Below are 20,737 nucleotides of genomic sequence, written 5' to 3' on the forward strand. Positions count from 1 at the left end.
ATCACTCCTCCACGTGAATGGGCAAGACTTCGCGAAATACTTCGGACTCGCCATGATCGTTCAGCAGCTTGAGCAGCATGCGGCGCATCAGCAGGCCGGGCTGATCCGACTCCATATGGCACTCCTGCTGACGGCGCACGTCGATGCAGGCGTCGTAGTCGGTGGCTTCGAGAATGTCGCGGTCTTCGTCGGTGATCGGGCGATCCCAGTCGATCAGTTCCTGCGTCGAGCAGGCGTCTTCGGTGTCGTTGCGATAGAGCCATTGCGACAGCATCAGCGTGCGGTCGTCGATCGGCGTCGCGCAATTGTAGATGATGTGATGGATACCGCTCGCCGGATACACGCAGCCGAAGCGCCGCGCGAACGGCATGAACCAGCGGTTGATCAGATGGCGCTCGGTGACCTCCTCCGTCGTGCCGGTGATGCGATAGCTCGCGGGCGGATTGCGCACGGGCACGTGCGTCTCGGCTTCGAAGCCCCATTCGTGCGGGCGGAATTCGTATTTCGACGGCTTGGGGTTATCGAACAGGCCGAAGTTGCCTTTATGCACGAAGCTGAAATGCGAGTTGTCGAACGAGTTTTCCATCATGCGCAGCGGACTCGTTTCCCAGCGCTCGTAAAACTGCAGGATGCGGCGATAACCGGGCGCGTCGTCCTCGGGAAACTCGGGGATCGGCTGCAACGGCTCGTCGAGCGCGACCCACGCATAGCCGTAGCGTTCCTCGCAGCGATACGACGGCACCACGGCGCGCGACGGAATCGCCCCGCCGCTGTTCTGTGGAATCTTCACGCATTGACCCGAACAGTCGTAGGTCCAGCCGTGATAGCCGCAGGCGATATTGCCGTCGCTATCGACGAATCCCTTCGACAGTTTTGCCGTGCGGTGGCAACAACGATCGCGCAACGCGTGCGGCTTGCCGCCCGCGCCTTTCCATAACACGATCGGCTCGCCGAGCAGGGTGAACGGCTGCGGGCCCGTATCGAGTTGCGCCATCGGCATGATGGCGTACCAGAAGCGGCGCAAGACGTTTTGACGGGTGACCAGCATGTGATGCTCCTTGTCGGGCGTTCAGACGTTCAGGCGTTCAGGTGATGTGAGGTATCCGCGTCGAGGGCCGGCCTCAAGGCATCACCTTCGCGTTCTGAATGAATTGCAGCGTGTAGGCCGCGTGATAATCGGTGGCGGGCTTGAGGAGTTTGGCGTCGACCATGTAGTCGAAGGTCTTTTTCCAGCGCGCGTCGGTCATCGTGCCGATGCCCTGCGTGGCCGCATCGCCACCAGTCACGAGTTTGAGCTTCTTCAGTTGCGCTACGCCGTACGCGAGTTGCGCATCGCTCATCTGCGGGTTGTCTTTCTTGATTAGCGCATTGCCCGGTGCGGGGTCGTTCAGGTAGCTCTTCCATCCTTCCATCGAAGCCTTCACGAAACGCGCCACCACGTCCGGCCTGTTTTTCATGGTGTCGCGCATCGTGACGATCGTGCTGTTGTACGGCGGATAGCCGTCGTCGGCGAACAGGAAGAAGTGCGCGTTCGCATGAGCCTGCTCGGCCTGGAACGTTTCAGAAGACGGATACGCCTGCATCGCGACGTTCGGATCGGCGAAGAACGGTTGCAGGTTGAAGGTGTACGGGCGCGCTTGTGCTTCCGTATAGCCGTACTTCGCCTTCAGCCACGGCCACCACGTCGTGCGGCCCGAACCGGCGACGAGGATCGTCTTGTTCTTCAAACCGGCGAGACTGGTCACGTCGGCGTGGGTCATCATGCCTTGCGGGTCGTACTGGAACGCGGCGGCCACCGTGGCGACGGGAATGCCGGCTTCCACGCTCGAGAGCACCTGAAAGTCGTAGCCGAGCAGAAAGTCCGCCTGGCCGCCGGCAAGCAACTGCATGCCGTTGACTTGCGGGCCGCCCATCCTGATCGTGACGTCGAGCCCATATTTCCTGTAGATGCCGGTCGCGACGGCCTGATAGAAACCACCGTGCTCGGCTTGCGCGTACCAGCTGGTCAACAAGCTGACGTGGTCGTCGGCATGAGCCGGCAGCGCCACCGCGAACGCGGCGCCGGCCAGCGTGGCCGCAGCGGCGGTGCGCGTCGCGAATGAACGGGCGGACACTGCAATGCGGGAGAGAAGATGCGAAATGCGCATGACTGAACTCCGTGTGAATGTGGGCAAGGTTGGGAACGTGAGAAGGCAAGGCCGAATGCCGTACAAGGAACGGGCGATGTGACCGCTGCGCTGCGCGCAAGCCGAATCGATACGACGCGCAGGCATGCGCGAACGCAGATCGCCGCGTGTAATCGCGTTGAGGCACAACAGTCGGGTGAACATCTGGGGCAACTGCATCGCACGCTCCTTGTTGGCGGAACCGGACGGTTCCGTTCAAACGCCGAATCGCTTCGACGTGGGCGCACGATGCGCCCCAAGAGCAATGCCCCACGGTGACCGGCATGGACATGCCGGCTCGCTAGCCGCTTCTACTCTGTTTTTCCTTTAAGCGAATGTTGTGCCAACTACCGCAAAGCGGCATGTGGCGCGCGCAGCCAGGCGTTTCGGCGCAACCCATGCGCGGCGCTCGCGTACGACTGCACTCGCGCGATGCGCGCCGGCACTGTCCAGGTGCAGATGCGGCGCGGAGATGTTTCGCTCATGGAGCGCCGGATCATGAGGCCGGGTCTGCGGCTTGCTGCAATCGTCATGTCATCCACTCGGGAGAGGAACATGAGCGAAACCAGAGAACGCGTCAACGGAAAACCGGCCGACATCGAGCATCCGCAACCGGCGGTACATAGCGATAACGAGAAGAGCAAGCTGCCCGAACGCGACGACGAAGGGCGCAACGAGTCGCCCGCGGACCGTCCCGGCAAAAAACCCGGCGAGGGCGAGCCGTCGGTCAGCTGACATATTAAGCATTGGCCTACAAGCGGCTTTGCTGCGTTCTCGCAGCGAAGCCGCATAAATATTCCCCTTCGACGCCCTTTCATACGCCAAACATTTCTTCCTGATTTTTACCGATTATTTTTCCGATGTGATGGACTAATTTTCTGCTTGCAGCGACCTGTACGCCAAGCGAACCGGCTGCCTCCCCTCAACAGATAACAAAGGAGACGCTCATGTCCATCACCTCCACTTCCTTCCACCGGCCCAAGGTCTCCATCTGTCTGCCGACTTGCGATCGACCGGAACTGATCGCGACGTGCATCGACTCGTGCCTCACGCAAAGTTACGGCAATCTGGAAATCGTGATCGGCGACGACTCGAAGGACACCCGCACGCAGCAGTTGATCGCGGCGCGCTATGCGCAGGAGCCGCGCGTGTGCTACAGGAAGAACCAGCCTTCGCTCGGCCAGGCGCGCAATGTCGCGAGCTTGTTCGAGCGCGCGAGCGGCGACAAGATCCTGCTGATCCACGACGACGACCTGCTCACCACGGACGGCGTCGAAAAACTCGTGTTGTTATGGGCACTGCATCCGCAACTGGATGCGGCATTCGGCGACCAGTACGAAGCCGATCACGGCGGCGCCATCGACTTCACGGCAAGCGCGAGCCTGAACGCCGCGTTCCGCCGCACGAAGGACGCCGAAGGCCTGCAGCCTCTGCCGGGCAGAACCGGGCTGGTTCAGATGTTCCCCAACAACGGCTGGATGGCCAATGCCGAACTTGTCAAGCGGATCGGCTACAAGGAAGCGTATGGCGTGTGCTGCGACTTCGTGTTCGGCACAGAGTTGTGTCTCGCGGCGCGCGAGGTGTTCTATCTGCACGACTATGTCTCGGTGTATCGCAAGACGGCAAGCTCGATCTCGCATAGCACGCGCGGCACGACGGTCGCAGCGACGCTCAGCGCGTATGCGTTCGTCAACGCGCTGAAGTTGCCGGCACAACTGGAGCCTTCGCGCAGGCTGGCGTTGCGCCGTCTCGCGCCGATCGTCGTATCGGTCCACGCGAAGAATCGCCAGGCGCTCACCGGCTTCAAGGTCGCCTTCACCCATCTGTTCGCGTACAAGTATGGGTTGAGCGTGCGGCTCTACTACCATCTTCTGATGCTCACGCGCAGCGCGTTGAGCGTGCACCGGCAAGCAGTGGCTGCGGCCGCGGTCGCAGCCGTGGCCGCTGCGCCCGCCGTTGCCGCAGATCCGGCCGCCGCCGTCAAGGAGTTCGTCTCGGAGTTCGTCAGCGATCGATCGGAGCCGGTGTGACGCAGCGCCGGCGCGGCACTCGCCGCCGGTCCGTGCGGGGCGATAAGCGTGTTTTCTGCTAAGCATCCTCTGCTAAGCAAACGCGTATTTGTTGCTTGGTCTGGCGTGGCGCGCTGATTAGGATAGGTGTGAACATCATCAGACCTGAGGCGAGACGCCATGTCCGACAGTGCCTGTTTCAAGCCGCGTGTGATCGAACCGGTCGTCGTCAACCAGCCCGAAGGATTGGGCCTCGCGGTGGAGTTATGGCTCGCGCAACCCGTGGATGGAATTGACGGACGAGCGCTGCAGATTCATTTGCGCAGCGACGCAAAAATGGCCCAGGCCGAAGCGCTGCGCGATCTGCTGCATGCGTTGGGAACGGAGATCATCGTGGCGTGAGCCTGCACCGCGCCTTCGATGCGCGCGGCCCGCTCGTATCGCCCGGGCCGCGAAGAAGCAGCGCGCCGGGTTACCCCGGGCGCCGCGCCTGAACCACATTCGCCGTCGTGCGTTAAGAGCTTACGGTTCGTGCCGCAGATACCCTTCTTTCGACGGGTCACGCATACGCAATGCCACGACGCCGGCAATCGCGCACATCGCCGTCACATACCAGTAGAACGTGGACTCGCTGCCCGCCTGCTTCAGCCACAGCGCGACATATTCCGCCGAGCCGCCGAAAATCGCATTGGCCACCGCGTACGACAACCCCACGCCAAGCGCGCGCACTTCCGGCGGAAACATCTCCGCCTTGATCAGGCCGCTGATCGACGTATAGAAACTGACGATCGCGAGCGCCGCCACCACCAGCCCGAAGGCCGCATACGGGCTCGTCACGTCTTTCAGCGCGTGCAGCAACGGCACCGTGCCGATGGTCGCGAAGAATCCGAAGAACAGCATCGAACGGCGCCGCCCGATGCGGTCCGACAACGCGCCGAACGCCGGCTGCATCAGCATGTAGACGAACAGCGCGCCAGTCATCACGTTGCTGGCCGTCTTCGCATGCATGCCCGCCGTGTTGACCAGGTACTTCTGCATGTAGGTGGTGAACGTGTAGAAAATCAGCGAGCCCCCGGCCGTGAAGCCGAGCACGGTCATGAACGCGCCCTTGTGCAGCCACAGACCGCGCAGCGTACCGGCCTCCTTGCGGTGGCGCGTTTCGGCGGTGGTGGTTTCGTCGAGCGATTTACGCAGATACAGCGCGACCAGTGCCGCCAGCGCGCCGATCACGAACGGCACCCGCCAGCCCCACGCCTTCAGCTCTTCAGTGGAGAGCGTCTGTTGCAGCACCACCAGCACCAGCAGCGCGCACAACTGCCCGCCGATCAGCGTGACGTACTGGAACGACGCGAAGAAACCACGCCGGCCCTTGAGCGCGATTTCACTCATATAGGTTGCGCTGGTGCCGTATTCGCCGCCCACCGACAAGCCCTGGAACAGCCGCGCGACCAGCAGCAGCGCCGGTGCCAGCGCGCCGATCTGCGCGTAGGTGGGAAGCACCGCGATCACCAGCGAGCCGCCGCACATCATGAACACCGACACCATCATGGCGGTGCGCCGCCCGTGCTTGTCAGCAAGGCGGCCGAAGAACCAGCCGCCGATCGGACGCATCAGGAAACCGGCGGCAAACACGCCCGCAGTGTTCAGCAGCTGTGTGGTCGGATTGCCGCTCGGGAAGAACGCCGGCGCGAAGTACAGCGCGCAGAACGAATACACGTAAAAGTCGAACCACTCGACGAGATTGCCCGATGAAGCGCCAACGATCGCAAAAATGCGCCGCCGCGTGTCGTGAGCCGAAGCCACGGATTGGTCGGTCAGGTCGGTCATGTTTATTCTCTTTCCTTGTCTTTAAACGGAGTTAGCGGTCGTGGCGCCGCCTTCGCAACACGCGCGTCGAGGTGCCGCGGTGGCACGGTTCGCGCGTCAGCGAATTTTACAGAATTGCAAGGAAGAGATGGCGATTTGTCAGGTCTTTAAAAAAAGCCCCTGCCAGTCGCGCGACTGGCAGGGGCTTTTCACTGATTCAATCCGATTTTCCGTGCGACCGCAGATTCAGGAAGACGTCACACCCTCACCGCCGGCGGCACATAGCGGCACTCATAGCGCTTGCGGACCGTTCCGTTCTCATCGACGCTTTCCAGATACACGTCGAACTGCCACAGCCGGGCCATGTGCTTGAGCACTTCGTCGCTATCGCCGGAAAGGTGCCGGTTGTCGCTCATGAAATGCCGCAGCGTCAAACTCCGGTCGCCGCGCGTATTCACCGACCACACCTGAATGTTCGGCTCGCGGTGATGCATGTCGTACTGCCGCGACAATGCCTGACGCACGTACTGATAGCCGCTGTCGTCGTGAATCGCGGAGACTTCGAGCGCGTCGCGCATGTCGTCGTCGAGCACCGAGAAAAGGCGCATTTCGCGGATCAGATGCGGCGACAGATACTGCGCGACGAAACTCTCGTCCTTGAAGTTGCGCATCGCGTAGTGCATGGCGGGCAGCCACGGGCTGCCCGCCAGTTCCGGGAACCACTTGCGGTCTTCTTCCGTCGGCGTCTCGCAGATCCGGCGAATGTCGCTCATCATCGAAAAACCGAGCGCGTACGGATTGATGCCGCTGTAATACGGCTTGGTGACCGGCGGCTGGTAGACCACATTGCTGTGCGAATGGAGAAACTCCATCATGAAGCCGTCTTCCAGCTTGCCCTGGTTGTACATGGTGTTGAGCAAGGTGTAATGCCAGAACGTCGCCCAGCCCTCGTTCATTACCTGGGTTTGCCGTTGCGGATAAAAATACTGACCGACCTTGCGCACGATGCGAATCACTTCCCGCTCCCACGGTTCCAGCAGCGGTGCGTTCTTCTCCGCGAAATACAGCAGATTTTCCTGCGGCTCCGGTGGATAGCGCTCCTCGATTTCCTCCGGCAAAGGGGTATGCCGAGTCGGCAAGGTACGCCACAGCTCATTCACCTGCGATTGCAGATACGCTTCGCGTTCGCGGCGCGCCGCGAATTCCTTTTCGAGCGACAGCTTCTGCGGACGCTTGTAGCGGTCCACGCCGTAGTTCATCAGCGCGTGGCACGAATCGAGCAGTTCTTCGACCCGGTCGAGCCCGAAGCGCTCCTCGCACTCCGCGATGTAATTCTTCGCGTAGACGAGGTAGTCGATGATCGCGTGTGCATCCGTCCACAAACGGAACAGATAGTTGCCCTTGAAGAACGAGTTATGCCCGTAAGCCGCATGGGCGATGACGAGCGCCTGCATCGTCATCGTGTTCTCTTCCATCAGATACGCGATGCAGGGGTTCGAATTGATGACGATCTCGTACGCCAGTCCCATCTGCCCGCGACGGTAACTTTTTTCGGTGGAGAGAAAGTGCTTGCCGAACGACCAGTGACGGTAGTTCACCGGCATACCGACGGACGCGTACGCATCCATCATCTGTTCGGCGCTGATGAGTTCGAGCTGGATCGGATACACGTCGAGTTCATATTGCTCTGCAACACGGGCAATATGCGAGTCGTACTCTTCGATCAATTCGAAGGTCCAGTCGGACGGGCACGGCAGAGGCCGTCTATCGGCTACGTTCATACGGACTTCCCTTTGCCCCTCGTTGGGCGTTCCGGTGTGTCCCCGTGCTGCAGCGGTGTCGACTGCTCCGGCTGTGGCGGCTCCCGTGTCGTCCGCCTTCGCCTCGGCATGCCCCGACTGTTGCTGCTGCGGCACGCCTTTCCCGCGCTCCGGCACGCCGTTCTCCGGCTCGCCGTGCGCTTCGTTGTGCAGGTGCTTGCTCGTCATGAATTAGCCGCCTGCTTTTCGAACAGCTCCCGAAACACCGGATAAATATCGGCCGCGGTCTCGACCTTCTTCATCGCCATGTGCGGCTGGCTTAAGGCCAGTTGCGCGTATTCCAGCCACAGGTTCTGCTCTTCCGGTGTCACCTGAATATACGCAAAATAGCGCACCTTCTCCAGGATGTCATCCGCGAGTATCTTGCGGCACTTTGGCGAGTCGTCGGTCCAGTTGTCGCCGTCCGACGCCTGCGCACCGTAAATATTCCATTCAGTCGGCGAATAGCGCTCGTCCATCACCTTCTTCATCAGCTCCAGCGCGCTCGATACCACCGTGCCGCCGCTTTCGGTCGAATGGAAGAAGGTGTCTTCGTCGACCTCTTCGGCGCGAGTGTGGTGGCGGATGAACACCACTTCGATCTTTTCGTAGTTACGCTTGAGAAACAGATACAGCAAGATGAAGAAGCGCTTGGCGAGGTCTTTGCGCTGCTCGTCCATGGAACCGGACACATCCATCAGACAGAACATCACCGCCTGGCTGGAAGGCGTGGGCTGCTTCACGCGGTTCACGTAGCGCAGATCGAACGGATCGATGAACGGAATCCGCCAGATGCGCCCGCGCAAATGGTGAATTTCCTCTTCGAGCAGTTTGATCTCTTCGCGACGATCGTCGGGATCGGCTTTCATCGTCTCGAGTTGCCGTTCCATCTCGTGCAACTGGTTGACGAGCGGCGCACCGAGCGCGATGCGGCGGCCGAGCGCGCTGCGCAGCGAACGGACCACGTCGATGTTGTTCGGCGTGCCTTCGGCAGCCCAGCCCGCGCGAATGCTTTTCCACGTGGGCACGGCCATCAGATGGGTTTTGACGAGACGCGGCAGTTCGAGGTCGTCGAAGAAATACTGCATGAATTCTTCGCGGCTCAGTTCAAACACGAAGTCGTCCTGCCCCTCGCCTTCATTGCTGGCCTGATTGCCTCCGCCTCCACCGCCGCCCCCTTGCGGGCGCTGGATCTTGTCGCCGCGGATGTAGTCGGAATTGCCCGGATGCACCATTTCCCGCTTGCCGCCGGGACCGTGCCGGAACGACGGCTCCGCGATGTCCTTGCGCGGAATGGTGATGCTCTGGGTGTTCTGAATATCCTTGATGCTGCGATCGCGCACGGCTTCCGAAACGGCGCGACGAATGTAGTTCTTGACGCGACGTAAAAAACGTTCGCGATTCGCAATGCTCTTGTTCTTGCCTGCCAACCTGCGGTCGATGATTTGATGAAGCACGCCCGGTCTCCAATCCCATGCAGCTGCGCTAATTTCCGGTGCGCGAGACGCACGCTGCGCAATGCAACGCTATGTCCATACAGCTTGCGCCTCGCAAGGTGCCCGCGCAATCCGGCCGCGCGGGCGGCACGCAATGCGCATCATGACGACTTGCGCACGCGCAGATACCAGTCACACAGCAAGCGCACCTGCTTCGGCGTATAGCCCTTCGTCACCATACGATTGACGAAGTCTTCGTGCTTGCGTTGCTCTTCCGCCGAGCCTTTGGCGTTGAACGAGATCACCGGCAACAGCTCTTCCGTGTTCGAGAACATCTTCTTTTCGATCACGACGCGCAGCTTTTCGTAGCTGACCCACGCAGGATTCTTCCCTCCGTTGGCAGCACGCGCACGCAGCACGAAGTTCACGATCTCGTTGCGGAAGTCCTTCGGGTTGCTGATGCCCGCGGGTTTCTCGATCTTCTCCAGTTCGGCGTTCAGCGCCGCGCGGTCGAAACTCTCGCCGGTGTCGTGGTCGCGGAATTCCTGATCCTGAATCCAGAAGTCCGCGTACGTCACGTAGCGATCGAAAATGTTCTGACCGTACTCGGAATACGACTCCAGATACGCGGTCTGAATCTCCTTGCCGATAAATTCCGCATAGCGCGAGGCGAGCACGTCTTTGATGAAGGACAGATATTTCTGCTCGGTTTCCGGCGGGAACTGCTCGCGTTCGATCTGCTGTTCGAGCACGTACATGAGGTGCACCGGATTGGCCGCGACCTCGGTCGAGTCGAAGTTGAATACACGCGAGAGGATCTTGAACGCGAAACGGGTCGACACGCCGGTCATCCCTTCATCCACGCCTGCGAAATCGCGGTACTCCTGATAAGACTTGGCCTTCGGATCGGTGTCCTTCAGGTTCTCGCCGTCGTACACCTGCATCTTCGAGAACAGGCTCGAATTCTCCGGTTCCTGCAAGCGTGTGAGCACGGACATCTGCGCCATCATCTTCAAGGTGCCCGGTGCGCACACCGCGTTCGCCAGCGAAGAATTGCGCAGCAGCTTCTCATAGATCTTGATCTCTTCACCGTAGCGCAGGCAGTACGGCACCTTCACCACGAAGATCCGGTCGAGTAGTGCTTCGTTATTGCGGTTGTTGCGGAATGCCTTCCATTCGGACTCGTTCGAGTGAGCCAGAATCACGCCGTCGAACGGGATTGCACCGAAGCCTTCCGTACCTTTGAAGTTGCCTTCCTGGGTAGCGGTCAGCAGCGGGTGCAGCACCTTGATCGGCGCCTTGAACATTTCCACGAATTCGAGCAGGCCCTGATTGGCGAGACACAAGCCGCCGGAGTAGCTGTAGGCGTCGGCATCATCTTGTGCGTACTGTTCGAGCTTGCGGATGTCGACCTTACCGACCAGCGACGAAATGTCCTGATTGTTTTCGTCGCCCGGCTCGGTTTTGGCTATACCGATCTGGCGAAGGATCGACGGGTAGCGGCGCACTACGCGGAACTTGCGGATATCGCCGTTGTATTCGTGCAGGCGCTTGACCGCCCACGGACTCAGGATGCTTTTCAGATAGCGGCGTGGAATGCCATATTGTTCTTCGAGAATCGGGCCGTCTTCCTCGTAGTCGAACAGACCGAGGGGCGACTCGTTCACGGGTGAGCCCTTGATCGCGTAGAACGGCACGCGCTCCATGAGCTGCTTAAGACGTTCCGCGATCGACGATTTACCGCCGCCGACCGGGCCCAACAGATACAGGATCTGCTTCTTTTCTTCAAGCCCCTGGGCCGAGTGCCGGAAGTAGGCGACCACCTGCTCGATCACCTCTTCCATTCCGTAGAACTCACGGAATGCGGGGTATACCTTGATGACCTTGTTCGCGAAGATGCGCGACATGCGCGGATCGTTACGAGTGTCGATCTGTTCCGGCTCCCCGATCGCCGTCAACATGCGTTCGCCAGCCGTGGCGTACGCGGCGGGATTGTCTTTGCAGAGCGCGAGATACTCCTCGAGCGAGAGCTCATCTTCTCGCGTTTTCTCGAAGCGGGTCGCGAAACTGCTGTAGATATCCATGCTACCTCCTCGCCGAAGTCTAGACCGATGTCGTGCGCGGCGCGCTATTCGGAAACGACATCGCTCGAATTCATCCTAAACCCTTTTAAATTTTTTTTCACGAACTACGTTGCGAAAATCGCGCCGTATTCGCCTCCCGACATTCCTCACTTGGAAACAAAGTTTCGACCACCTACAATCTTGCACTCATATCGCAGCGATTGCGGTCATGCGCCGCTGCCTTCACTCATACCTCGACGCCACATCAGCGCGTGGCCGAAGTGCTGCTCAGTGTTCCTGCCATACTGCCGTGCGCGAGCCGTTACGTTCATCGAACAATCCCACTTCTGCATCAAACAGCGTGTCCGCACACGCACATCTCGTTGCCGAAAGCGCAGACGTCTGCCCGCTTTCTGTGTCCGGCCACTTTTTTCATCAACGCGCGACACAAGCGTTCGGTCTACACAAACAGTTGGCTGTTACATGTTGATGCGCAGTTCGTGTGCCCTGCCAATCCGAAACAGACTGCTCCCGTGCCGCTTCACCCGGTTCGTCAACGCGCGAGCGGTTTTGTTCCGCACGCTTCCGCAGGCGCGTCACAATTCCCGCGAGAGGCGGATAAGTTTCCGCCATCCCAGACCGCTTCGTATTAACCGCGTGAGCGGCATGGTTAGCCACAGGTATAACTGGATGACGGCAAGACCGTGCGCCGTTCCAATAGGTGTATACGGCACAGCGGCCCTCACGGATGCGATGAATGTAAAACGGCTGCCCGCAGGCAGCCGTTCGAGTGAAGTTTCGTAATGCGCTGTTACATGCGCGACCTCTCAGGTTAGTTCGATTTCCACTTCCCCGAGGCCATCGATGTGTCCGCGCACGATGCCCGCCTTGTGCAGCCGGTGAGCGCCGACGTACGAACCGGTGGTGAGCGTCCAGTCCGGCTCGATGGTAATGCCCATCGCGGCGCAATGGTTGACGAACCACACCAGCAGTTCGCGCGGATCGCCCGCCGGATTGCCCGTGGCCTCCGGTATCAGCGAATCGCCGTCGAAACTCAGCTCCAGTTCGGGTGAAACGAAGTCGAAGCCGCGCGCCAGTCCCGCATACGCGACCGGATGGCCCGTAATCAACGCGCCGTTGTTCTGGGCGTCGGCCAGTTGCGCAAGCGGCGCGACGTTCGGCCACTCGGTGAAGCGGCTGTCGACGATCTCGATGGCCGGCAACACGACGCCGACCTTTGCCAGCACCTCGTCGCGCGCATAGGCACGGCCGCGGGGCTCGATCGCCTCCGCGAAGCGGAATGCGATCTCCAGCTCCACCAGCACCCGGAAGAATCTGTCATGGGCGATGCGTGCCGGCGACGGCAGCACCAGCGAGGCCGGAATCGGTGCACCCGCGGCGGCGCCGCCCGGCACTTTGGCGCCGATCTTCCAGCCGCCGGTCGATTCGCCGAGGCCGGCGATGACCGCCTGCTGGATCGCGTACGCGGTTGCCGCATCGGGCGGCAGGCTGTCGGGTGCGGGCACATCGATCGGGCGATGCTGCCGGCGTGCTTCGACGAGGCGGTGCGCGAGGTCGTGAGGCGTCATGTCGGTCCTTTGGGGCTGGCGCATTGAGCGGTTGAGTATGGCGTGCTGGTGAATGGAGGGCCATGTGTGGCAGCGCTCGAAGGCGGCGAAACCACGCCCGTCGGACTGACGCCGCGCGTCAGCGATTGCCGCTACATGCCTGGCAGCGCCCCCAGGGGAACTCCCTTCGGGGCGCACCCCGAGAGGAGTTCCGTCGGGGCGTCCGTCAATGTACCGGATCATGACGCTCGCCAGGGTACGGACTGCGATCGCAAACGTTACTTAACGCGCTCACCATAAAAAAAGACCGTGAATGCAGACGCAATCGCGGTCTTTTTGAGCAACGTAGCCACGGCGCCGGCAATTACCCATCTACTGGGATCCGCCGGCCCGGCGGGAATGAACGTTGCGAACGGGAATTTACGGCGAGACCCGTCAGAACGTTTCCCAATCGTGATCGCTGCCGGAGCGGGAGCCGGCAGTCGCGGTGGCTTTGGCGGCCCCCCGTGCCGTCGCGGCAGCGGTCTGTGGCGCCGTAGCCGGCGCTTTCGTCACAGCCGCGGCTGCAGCGGCAGTTGCAGCGTGCGACGCGGGTCGCACGGCAGCGGCATGCGAACCTTTACGCGCGACCACCCCACGCGGCGGCGCGCTCGCACGCTTCGGCGCCGGGCTAGCCGGTGCTTTGTAGCCGGCTTCTTCGAGCTGGAACACGGCGACCGCTTGCCGCAGCTTGCCGGCCTGATCTTCGAGCGATGACGCCGCGGCTGCCGCTTCTTCGACGAGCGCGGCATTTTGCTGCGTGACTTCGTCCATCTGCGTGACGGCGCGCGCCACCTGATCGATGCCGCTGCTCTGTTCTTCCGAAGCCGCGGCGATTTCTCCCATGATGTCGGTCACACGCTGCACCGCGCCGATGATGTCGGTCATGGTGCGGCCGGCTTCGTCGACCAGTGCCGAACCCGACTGCACGCGCTCCACCGAAGTATCGATCAGTTCCTTGATTTCCTTCGCCGCAGCCGACGAACGCTGAGCGAGGCTGCGCACTTCGCCCGCCACCACCGCGAAACCGCGTCCGTCTTCGCCGGCGCGTGCCGCTTCCACCGCCGCGTTCAGCGCCAGGATGTTGGTCTGGAACGCAATCCCTTCAATGATCGAAATGATGTCGGCGATCCTGGCCGAGCTCTGGTTGATGTCGCCCATCGTGCCGACCACCTTGTCGACCACCGCGCTGCCCTTGTTGGCGATCTCAGACGCATTGGCCGCAAGCGAGCTCGCCTGGCGGGCGTTGTCGGCGTTCTGTTTGACCGTGCCGGTGAGCTCTTCCATGCTCGAGGCGGTTTGCTGCAGCGCCGAGGCCTGCTCTTCGGTACGCGAGGACAGGTCGATATTGCCGGCGGCGATCTGGTGTGTGGCCGCCGCAATCGATTCGCTGCCGCTGCGCACGGTGCGCACCGTTTCGGTAAGGCTGCGCTGCATCCTGGCGATGCCTTCGAGCAGCCGCCCCATTTCGTCGCGCGAGGTCACGACGACCGGCCGGCGCAGATCGCCCGCCGAAATCGCGTCGAAATGGCCGAGCGCCGCGTCGAGCGGCCGGGCGATCGCGCGGCTGAGCGTCAGGTACGAGATCGCCGCGGCCAGCACGCCGATCAGCAAGGCGCCCGAACTGATCAGGCGGAACAGTTCGAAGCTGCTTTCCGCTGAGTCGTAGCCGTCTTTCGCCGAGGTGAACTGGTATTTGCGCAAGGCGTCGTCGGCATTGGCGAGGTCGTTGTAGGCGACCTGCAGGCGCTTGGCGCCGTCCACCACCTTGCTTTGGTCGTTCGCGGCGATGGTCGCCGCGAAGGCGTCCAGTCGCTGATGCAGCGCGTCACGTCTGGAGACGACGTCCTGCGCGAGGCGATCCTCCTCCGGCCCGCGCGGCAGATCCATATACTGTTTCCACCACATATCGGACGTGACACGCATGCCGCGCGCGCGCTCGAGTGTCGGCGCGGCTTCCGGCGTACCGATCATGAATGCCGCGCGGTCGAGCGCCAGCCGCTCACGCGCCGCGTAAAGTTCGGCGTTGCCGATGTTGACCGCGCTCGGCATGGCATTGGTGAAGGTATCGCTTAAGGCGTGGTTCGAACGGCTCATTCCGAACAGCCCGAATACACCGATCGCCACCAGCAGCGCGGCGAGAAAAGCCATCGTGAGGCCTATCCGCGCCTTGATCGTGATGCCCTTGTTCAACATGCCTGGTTCCTGGCTGAAAAATGAGAGTGGCTTGCGCAGCGGGAATAGCGTGTGGTGGCTGCGTGTCGGCGCTCGTTCGAAGCGGCGCTCTAATAATTCTGTTTACGGCATGGTGCCGGCTTCCTTGAAGGATTTATATGGTATGAGGAAAGCCGCCGTAAGCAACAGGAAGAAATTACAAACCGCTGACGATGCCACAGTGTTGGAGTTCGATGAATACGCAGGGCGCAACGGCGCGTGCGGTGGGAAGTCAGAAAGGGACAAGGGCTGCGCCGTTGGGGGGTAGATACGGGGCAGTCATGGCGTGCCGACGGCGAGCGCGCCAGCCATGCCACGCGCGCCGCGGCACGCATTCCGCCTATCGGCAGCGGTTAGGCGCGGATGCGCTGCACAAGCGGCCGCGCTCCGCTGTGCAAACGCGCATAGGAAAGTCGCGCACGGCGTCGACTCAGGCCGCCAGATTGCGTTTGGCCGCACCGCCCCAGGTCGCGGTGGACTCGCGCACGATCAGCCGCGGCGATACGACGCGCCGGCGGCCCGGCGGACGCGGGCTGCCGGACGAGGTGCCGGCAATCCGCTCGATCAGCGTCTGCGCGGCCATGTCGCCGAGCGCGCGCACCGATTGCCCGACGGTCGAAAGCGCCGGATAGGTGAAACGCCCCAGTTCGATATCGTCGAAACCGATGATCGAACAATCACGCGGCACGCTGATGTTGCGTTCGGCGGCTGCGCGCAGCGCGCCGATACCCATCATGTCGTTGCAGGCAAAAATCGCCGACGGTTCGATCGTGTCGAACAGCTGCCCGGCCGCACGGTGGCCGCCGGTGCCCGAAAAATCGCTTTCGACGATCGCGTCGGGCGGAATCTCGATGCCGCGCTCGGTCATCGCGCGGATAAAACCGTGCACGCGCATCGCGCTGACGGCCGTCTGAACCGGCCCCGTAATGCAGCCGATCCGTACGTGCCCCAGTTCGAGCAGGTGCCGGGTCGCGAAATATGCGCCCTTCTCGTGGTCGATCTGTACCAGATCCGCGTTCAGCCCTTCGATGTTGCGATCCAGAATGACCAGCGGCTCGCGCGAGTCGGCGAGCGTCTGCGCGAGCACGGCGTCGTCGCCGGCGGAGGCGACGATCAGGCCGTCGATCCGCTTTTCCTGCAGCACGCGCAGATAATTACGCTGCTTGGCCGGATCGTCGTCGGAATTGCAGAAGAACACGCAGTAGCCGTTGCGCGAGCAACCGTCCTCGATCCCGCGCGCCAGTTCCGCGAAATACGGGTTCGTGGTGTTCGGCACGACGAGCCCGATCGTCGCCGTCGACCGCGCCTTCAGCGAGCGGGCCACCGCCGACGGAACATAGTGAAGCTGACGGATAGCGTGTTCGACCTTCGCGCGCACGTCGGCCGACACCGGCCGCGAGTTGTTCACCACGTGCGATACCGTCGTGAACGACACGCCCGCCACGGCCGCTACATCCTTGATCGTCGCCATAACCTGTTGCTCTCCTGCCTGTTTTGCCCGCCGGCCACGCCATCTGGCGACCCACCGGCAGTCTTCTTCGAAGACTGACCAAACCCATGAATTCTTGCGCCTTACCGCTCATGACGCTGTGACTGCCCTTGCTGCGTTGTGCTCCGGCTCGCTGTGCCGGCGTATGTTCCAGCACGTGCCGGCCACCCCGGTCAGGCGCGCTTGCGACGGCTGCGATACGTATCCAGCACCACCGCCACCACGATCACCGCGCCGGTGATCATCCGCTTGGTCGGCTCGTTCGCGCCGATCTGCGCGAGGCCGGCCGCCAGCACCGATATGATCAACACGCCAAAAAAAGTGCTGATGACCGAGCCGCGCCCGCCCATCAGGCTCGTGCCGCCAATCACCACGGCCGCGATCACCTGCAGCTCCAGACCGACGCCCGCATTCGGATCGGCCGCCTCCAGACGCGAGATCTGGAACAGCGCGGCCAGCCCCGCGAGGCCGCCCATCAGCGCAAACACGATCACCTTGTACGGCCGCGGATTGACGCCCGCCAGCCGCACGGCTTCCTCATTGGTGCCGATGCCGACCAGGTAACGGCCGAACACCGTGCGCGTCAACACCAGTTGCGCGACCACCATCACCGCCACCGCGATCAGGAAGGCCGGCGAAATGCCGACCGCGATCGGGTTCGACAGGAAGTCGAACGCGTCGCCGATATAGGCGGTGCGCGAATTCGTCATCTGATACGCCATGCCGCGCGCGGCTTCCAGCACGCCGAGCGAGACGATGAACGACGGAATCCGCCAGCCCACCGTCACCGCGCCGGTGATCGTGCCTGTCAACGCCGCCGCCGCGACACCGAGCAGCGCCGACGGCAACGGCCCCCAGCCCCACTTCAGCGCGGCCACGCTCACCACCGACGCGCCCAGCGCCAGCACCGACCCCACCGAGAGATCGATCCCGGCGATGATCAGCACGAAAGTCATGCCCACCGACATCACCACCAGATCGGGAATCTGATTGGCGATCGTGCTGAACGTGTCGTACGTCAGAAAGTGCGAACTCAGCAGCGAGAACAGCACGATCATCGCCAGCAACGCCCCGGCGAGCCCGAGGTAATTCGAAAAGCCCAGGCGCGTGCCGGCCGGCTTGCCGCTCGCGAGCGGCGCCGACGGGTCGGCGGGCGGCGTCACACCGCCCGCGCCACCTGCGCCACCTGCGCCACCTGCACCATCCGCGCGGCCCGCGCCCGGCTTGTCGCCCGGCGCTTCAGGCAACGACTGATCGTTCATGACAGACTCCCTGCTTCGCTGGTGTCGGGGGCGGCGTGCAGCAACGCGTCGCGGCTGCGGTAGCCGGCGAAAGCCGCGGCCAGCAACGCATCCTGCGACCAATTGTCGCGCTCGAACACACCCATCATGCTGCCCGCGGACATTACGCCGATCCGGTCGCAGATCAGCATGAGCTCGCGCAGATCGCTCGACACCACCACGAGCGCGCGGCCTTCGCGAGCCAGCGCACCCATCAAGCCATATATATCGAACTTCGCGCCGACGTCGATACCGCGCGTAGGTTCGTCGAATAACAGCACGCGGCAGTCGCGCGCCAGCCAGCGGCCGATCACGACCTTCTGCTGATTGCCCCCCGACAGCTCGCCGACAATCTGCGCCGGCCCGGAAGTGCGAATCCGCATCGCGGCGATCTGCGTCTGCGCCAGCGCGTTCTCCCGCTTCGCATCGACGATGCCGTGCCGCGCCACACTGCCGATATTGCCGAGCGACACATTGGCCGCGATCGGCTGCGGCAGCAGCAGGCCTTCGCCCTTGCGGTCTTCGGTGATCAGCGCGATGCCGGCGCGCACCGCGTCCGCGGGCGAAGCGATCTGCACCGGCGTGGGCGGCGCGCCAGGCGTTTTAGCCAGCGCGACGCTGCCGCTGTCTTTCTGATCGGCGCCGTAGATCAGCCGCATCAACTCCGTACGGCCCGCGCCGATCAGGCCGCTGATGCCGAAAATCTCGCCCGCGCGCACTTCGAACGACACCTCGCGCACCACCTTGCCGCGCGTGAGCCGCTCCACTTTCAGAAGCGGCGCGCCGATATTGCGCGCGCCCAGATCGATCCGCTCACCGAGCTCACGGCCGACCATCCATGTGACGATCTCGTCACTGGTCAGGTTGGCCATCGCGTCGACATGCACCAGCCGCCCGTCGCGCAGAACCGCGATCCGCCCGGCCACCCGCGCCAGCTCTTCGAGCCGGTGCGAAATGTAGACGAGCGCCACGCCGCGCGCCTTCAGCCGGTCGATCTGTTCGAACAGCAGATCGACCTCGCGCGCGGTCAGCATCGCGGTCGGCTCGTCGAGAATCAGCACGCGGCAGTCGTCGATCAGATTGCGCGCGATCTCCACCATCTGCTGATGGCCGATACCGAGTTCGCCGACCAGCGTGTCCGGATCGATCGCGTCGAGGCCGACCTGCGCCATCGCCTGCCGCGCGTCTTCGCGCAGCTTGCGCCGGTCGATCCAGCCGAAGCTGAACGCGCCGAGCCTCGGCAAGCGGTTCAGGAACAGGTTTTCGGCCACCGATAAAGTCGGCAGCAGATTCAGCTCCTGCATCACCATGCGCACGCCGAGCGCCTCGGCTTCGGTGCGGCTTGCCGGCGCGTAAGGCTCGCCGGCGAGGCGCATCGTACCGGCGGTCGGCGCGACCAGCCCACCCATGATTTTGGACAGCGTACTCTTGCCTGCGCCGTTCTCTCCGGTCAGCGCCAATACCTCACCGGCGCGCAGCGACAGCGAAATGTCGGCGAGCACCGGTTCGGCGTAGGTCTTGCCGATGCCGCTGACGGACAGTACGGCAGGCATGGCGTCGTGATCGGTCGAATCCATCGCAATCCTGGTTCCAAAGCGGTGGCGGCGGCCTCACACGATCCGCTCGCATGAAGCCGCCGCCGGCCGCCTTGCGTCATGCCGGCCCAATGCGCGAAATGCGCAGGCGCTAACAGCCACGCACCCCTCCCGTCGCGCGGCGCCGTCATGGCGCTTATCTCTGGAATTAACGGCGGCGCGGCAGGTTTCTTGAGCATTTATTGAATAGACGCAAGTCCGTGCGCGTCTCATGCAGCGGGCAAGAGACATGCCGCGACACTGGCCTGCGTACCCACTTATCCCGGCACTCACCGGGCCATGCCTACTTCGTGATCAGATCGCACGGCGTTTCCACCACGCCAGACAGATCCGATTGCTTCTTGTGCTCGCTCAACGCCTTCAGCGCGGTGTCGATACCAAACACGGCCTGCTTGGCGGCATACTGATCCGCGGTGGCGAGCACGCGGCCGTCCTTGAGCATCGGCCTGATCGCGTTGATGTTGTCGTAGCCGACCACCAGCACCTTGCCCTGCTTGCCGGCCGCGCGCACGGCCGAGACCGCGCCGATCGCCATGTTGTCGTTGCCGGCGAGGAGCGCCTTCAGATTCGGGTATTCGTTGAGCATTGCCGAAGCCACCGCATTGCCCTTGTCGATTTCCCATTCACCCGATTGCACCGAAACGACCTTCGCGCCGACCTTCTGCATCGCGTCCTTGAAGCCCGCGGTGCGTTGCTGCGCGTTGGTGGTGGTCGACACGCCTTCGATAATGCCGACCTCGTCACCCGCCTTGAGCTTCCTGGCCAGGTAATCACCGACCTTCTGCGCGCCCTTGCGGTTGTCCGGGCCGACGAACGGCACGTTCAGGTCTTTGGACTTGAGCACGTCCGGATCGAGCCGGTTATCGATATTCACGACGATGATGCCCGCGTCCACCGCCTTCTTGACGACCGGCACCAGCGCCTTCGAGTCGGCCGGCGCCAGCACGATCGCGTCGACCTTCGACACGATCATCTGCTCGACGATACGGATCTGGTTCGCGGTATCGGTCTCGTCCTTGATGCCGTTGGTGATCAGGTCGAACTGGGACGGATTGTGCTTCTGATAGTCCTTCGCGCCGGTTTCCATGGTCAGGAAGAATTCGTTGGCGAGCGACTTCATCACCAGCGCGACCTTCGGCTTGTGAGCGGACGCGTTCTGCGCGTACGCAGACGAAAACGGCAAAGCGGCGCTAGCGGTGGCGAGGACGGCAGCCGTCAGGATGCGGCGGCGGATGCGTTGGCTCATGCATATCTCCAAGGTCTGTCAGGCTCGC

General features: G+C 62.5%; 15 protein-coding genes. 3 read left to right on the forward strand and 12 right to left on the reverse strand.

What is annotated here, in order from left to right; all coding sequences use genetic code 11:
• Nucleotide 1 precedes the first annotated feature (1 nt).
• Both PDMSB3_RS10700 and PDMSB3_RS10705 read right to left on the reverse strand, forming a co-directional pair.
• Nucleotides 2-1,048: an aromatic ring-hydroxylating oxygenase subunit alpha gene (locus tag PDMSB3_RS10700; RefSeq protein ID WP_165186099.1), complete on the reverse strand. Its 1,047-nt coding sequence runs from the start codon at nt 1,046-1,048 to the stop codon at nt 2-4.
• A 73-nt stretch (nt 1,049-1,121) separates the two neighbouring features.
• Nucleotides 1,122-2,147 carry an ABC transporter substrate-binding protein gene (locus PDMSB3_RS10705; protein WP_035518600.1) on the reverse strand — a complete coding sequence of 342 codons (1,026 nt, stop codon included), beginning with the start codon at nt 2,145-2,147 and terminating at the stop codon, nt 1,122-1,124.
• A gap of 573 nt (nt 2,148-2,720) precedes the next feature.
• On the opposite strand from PDMSB3_RS10705, the gene PDMSB3_RS10710 reads away from it, so the two are divergent.
• From PDMSB3_RS10710 to PDMSB3_RS10720, 3 genes are all read left to right on the forward strand, one after another.
• The gene (locus tag PDMSB3_RS10710; RefSeq protein ID WP_007181742.1) at nt 2,721-2,900 is read left to right on the forward strand and encodes a hypothetical protein; all 180 of its coding nucleotides are present in this window, start codon (nt 2,721-2,723) and stop codon (nt 2,898-2,900) included.
• A 212-nt stretch (nt 2,901-3,112) separates the two neighbouring features.
• Complete coding sequence (locus tag PDMSB3_RS10715) at nt 3,113-4,195, forward strand: glycosyltransferase family 2 protein (protein WP_007181741.1); 1,083 nt, start codon at nt 3,113-3,115, stop codon at nt 4,193-4,195.
• A 159-nt stretch (nt 4,196-4,354) separates the two neighbouring features.
• Nucleotides 4,355-4,576, forward strand: coding sequence for a hypothetical protein (locus PDMSB3_RS10720; protein ID WP_007181740.1), 222 nt, complete (start codon nt 4,355-4,357; stop codon nt 4,574-4,576).
• Between the two features lie 120 nt (nt 4,577-4,696).
• Here PDMSB3_RS10720 and PDMSB3_RS10725 read toward each other — a convergent pair whose 3' ends face one another.
• The 10 genes from PDMSB3_RS10725 to PDMSB3_RS10770 all read right to left on the reverse strand — a co-directional run bounded on the left by PDMSB3_RS10725 (nt 4,697) and on the right by PDMSB3_RS10770 (nt 20,709).
• Complete coding sequence (locus PDMSB3_RS10725) at nt 4,697-6,001, reverse strand: MFS family transporter (protein WP_165186102.1); 1,305 nt, start codon at nt 5,999-6,001, stop codon at nt 4,697-4,699.
• A 236-nt stretch (nt 6,002-6,237) separates the two neighbouring features.
• The gene (locus tag PDMSB3_RS10730) at nt 6,238-7,968 is read right to left on the reverse strand and encodes a SpoVR family protein (RefSeq protein WP_007181738.1); all 1,731 of its coding nucleotides are present in this window, start codon (nt 7,966-7,968) and stop codon (nt 6,238-6,240) included.
• Complete coding sequence (locus PDMSB3_RS10735; protein WP_007181737.1) at nt 7,965-9,236, reverse strand: YeaH/YhbH family protein; 1,272 nt, start codon at nt 9,234-9,236, stop codon at nt 7,965-7,967. Before PDMSB3_RS10735 ends, PDMSB3_RS10730 begins: the two co-directional genes overlap by 4 nt.
• A 140-nt stretch (nt 9,237-9,376) precedes the next feature.
• Nucleotides 9,377-11,299 carry a PrkA family serine protein kinase gene (locus PDMSB3_RS10740; protein ID WP_007181736.1) on the reverse strand — a complete coding sequence of 641 codons (1,923 nt, stop codon included), beginning with the start codon at nt 11,297-11,299 and terminating at the stop codon, nt 9,377-9,379.
• Between the two features lie 806 nt (nt 11,300-12,105).
• The gene (locus tag PDMSB3_RS10745; RefSeq protein WP_165186105.1) at nt 12,106-12,867 is read right to left on the reverse strand and encodes a 2-keto-4-pentenoate hydratase; all 762 of its coding nucleotides are present in this window, start codon (nt 12,865-12,867) and stop codon (nt 12,106-12,108) included.
• Nucleotides 12,868-13,281: 414 nt separating this feature from the next.
• The gene (locus PDMSB3_RS10750) at nt 13,282-15,081 is read right to left on the reverse strand and encodes a methyl-accepting chemotaxis protein (RefSeq protein ID WP_165186108.1); all 1,800 of its coding nucleotides are present in this window, start codon (nt 15,079-15,081) and stop codon (nt 13,282-13,284) included.
• Nucleotides 15,082-15,529: 448 nt separating this feature from the next.
• Nucleotides 15,530-16,570 (reverse strand): LacI family DNA-binding transcriptional regulator, encoded by a 1,041-nt coding sequence (locus PDMSB3_RS10755; RefSeq protein ID WP_007181733.1) that lies wholly within the window; start codon nt 16,568-16,570, stop codon nt 15,530-15,532.
• Nucleotides 16,571-16,761: 191 nt separating this feature from the next.
• Nucleotides 16,762-17,850, reverse strand: coding sequence for an ABC transporter permease (locus PDMSB3_RS10760; RefSeq protein WP_165186110.1), 1,089 nt, complete (start codon nt 17,848-17,850; stop codon nt 16,762-16,764).
• Entirely contained in the window at nt 17,847-19,445 is a 1,599-nt protein-coding gene (locus tag PDMSB3_RS10765) for a sugar ABC transporter ATP-binding protein (RefSeq protein WP_007181731.1), read from the reverse strand. The genes PDMSB3_RS10760 and PDMSB3_RS10765 overlap by 4 nt, the downstream gene beginning before the upstream one ends.
• Before the next feature lie 301 nt (nt 19,446-19,746).
• Entirely contained in the window at nt 19,747-20,709 is a 963-nt protein-coding gene (locus PDMSB3_RS10770) for a sugar ABC transporter substrate-binding protein (protein ID WP_165186113.1), read from the reverse strand.
• Between the last annotated feature and the right edge of the window lie 28 nt (nt 20,710-20,737).

The sequence above is a fragment of the Paraburkholderia dioscoreae genome (genome assembly GCF_902459535.1).
Classification (GTDB): domain Bacteria; phylum Pseudomonadota; class Gammaproteobacteria; order Burkholderiales; family Burkholderiaceae; genus Paraburkholderia; species Paraburkholderia dioscoreae.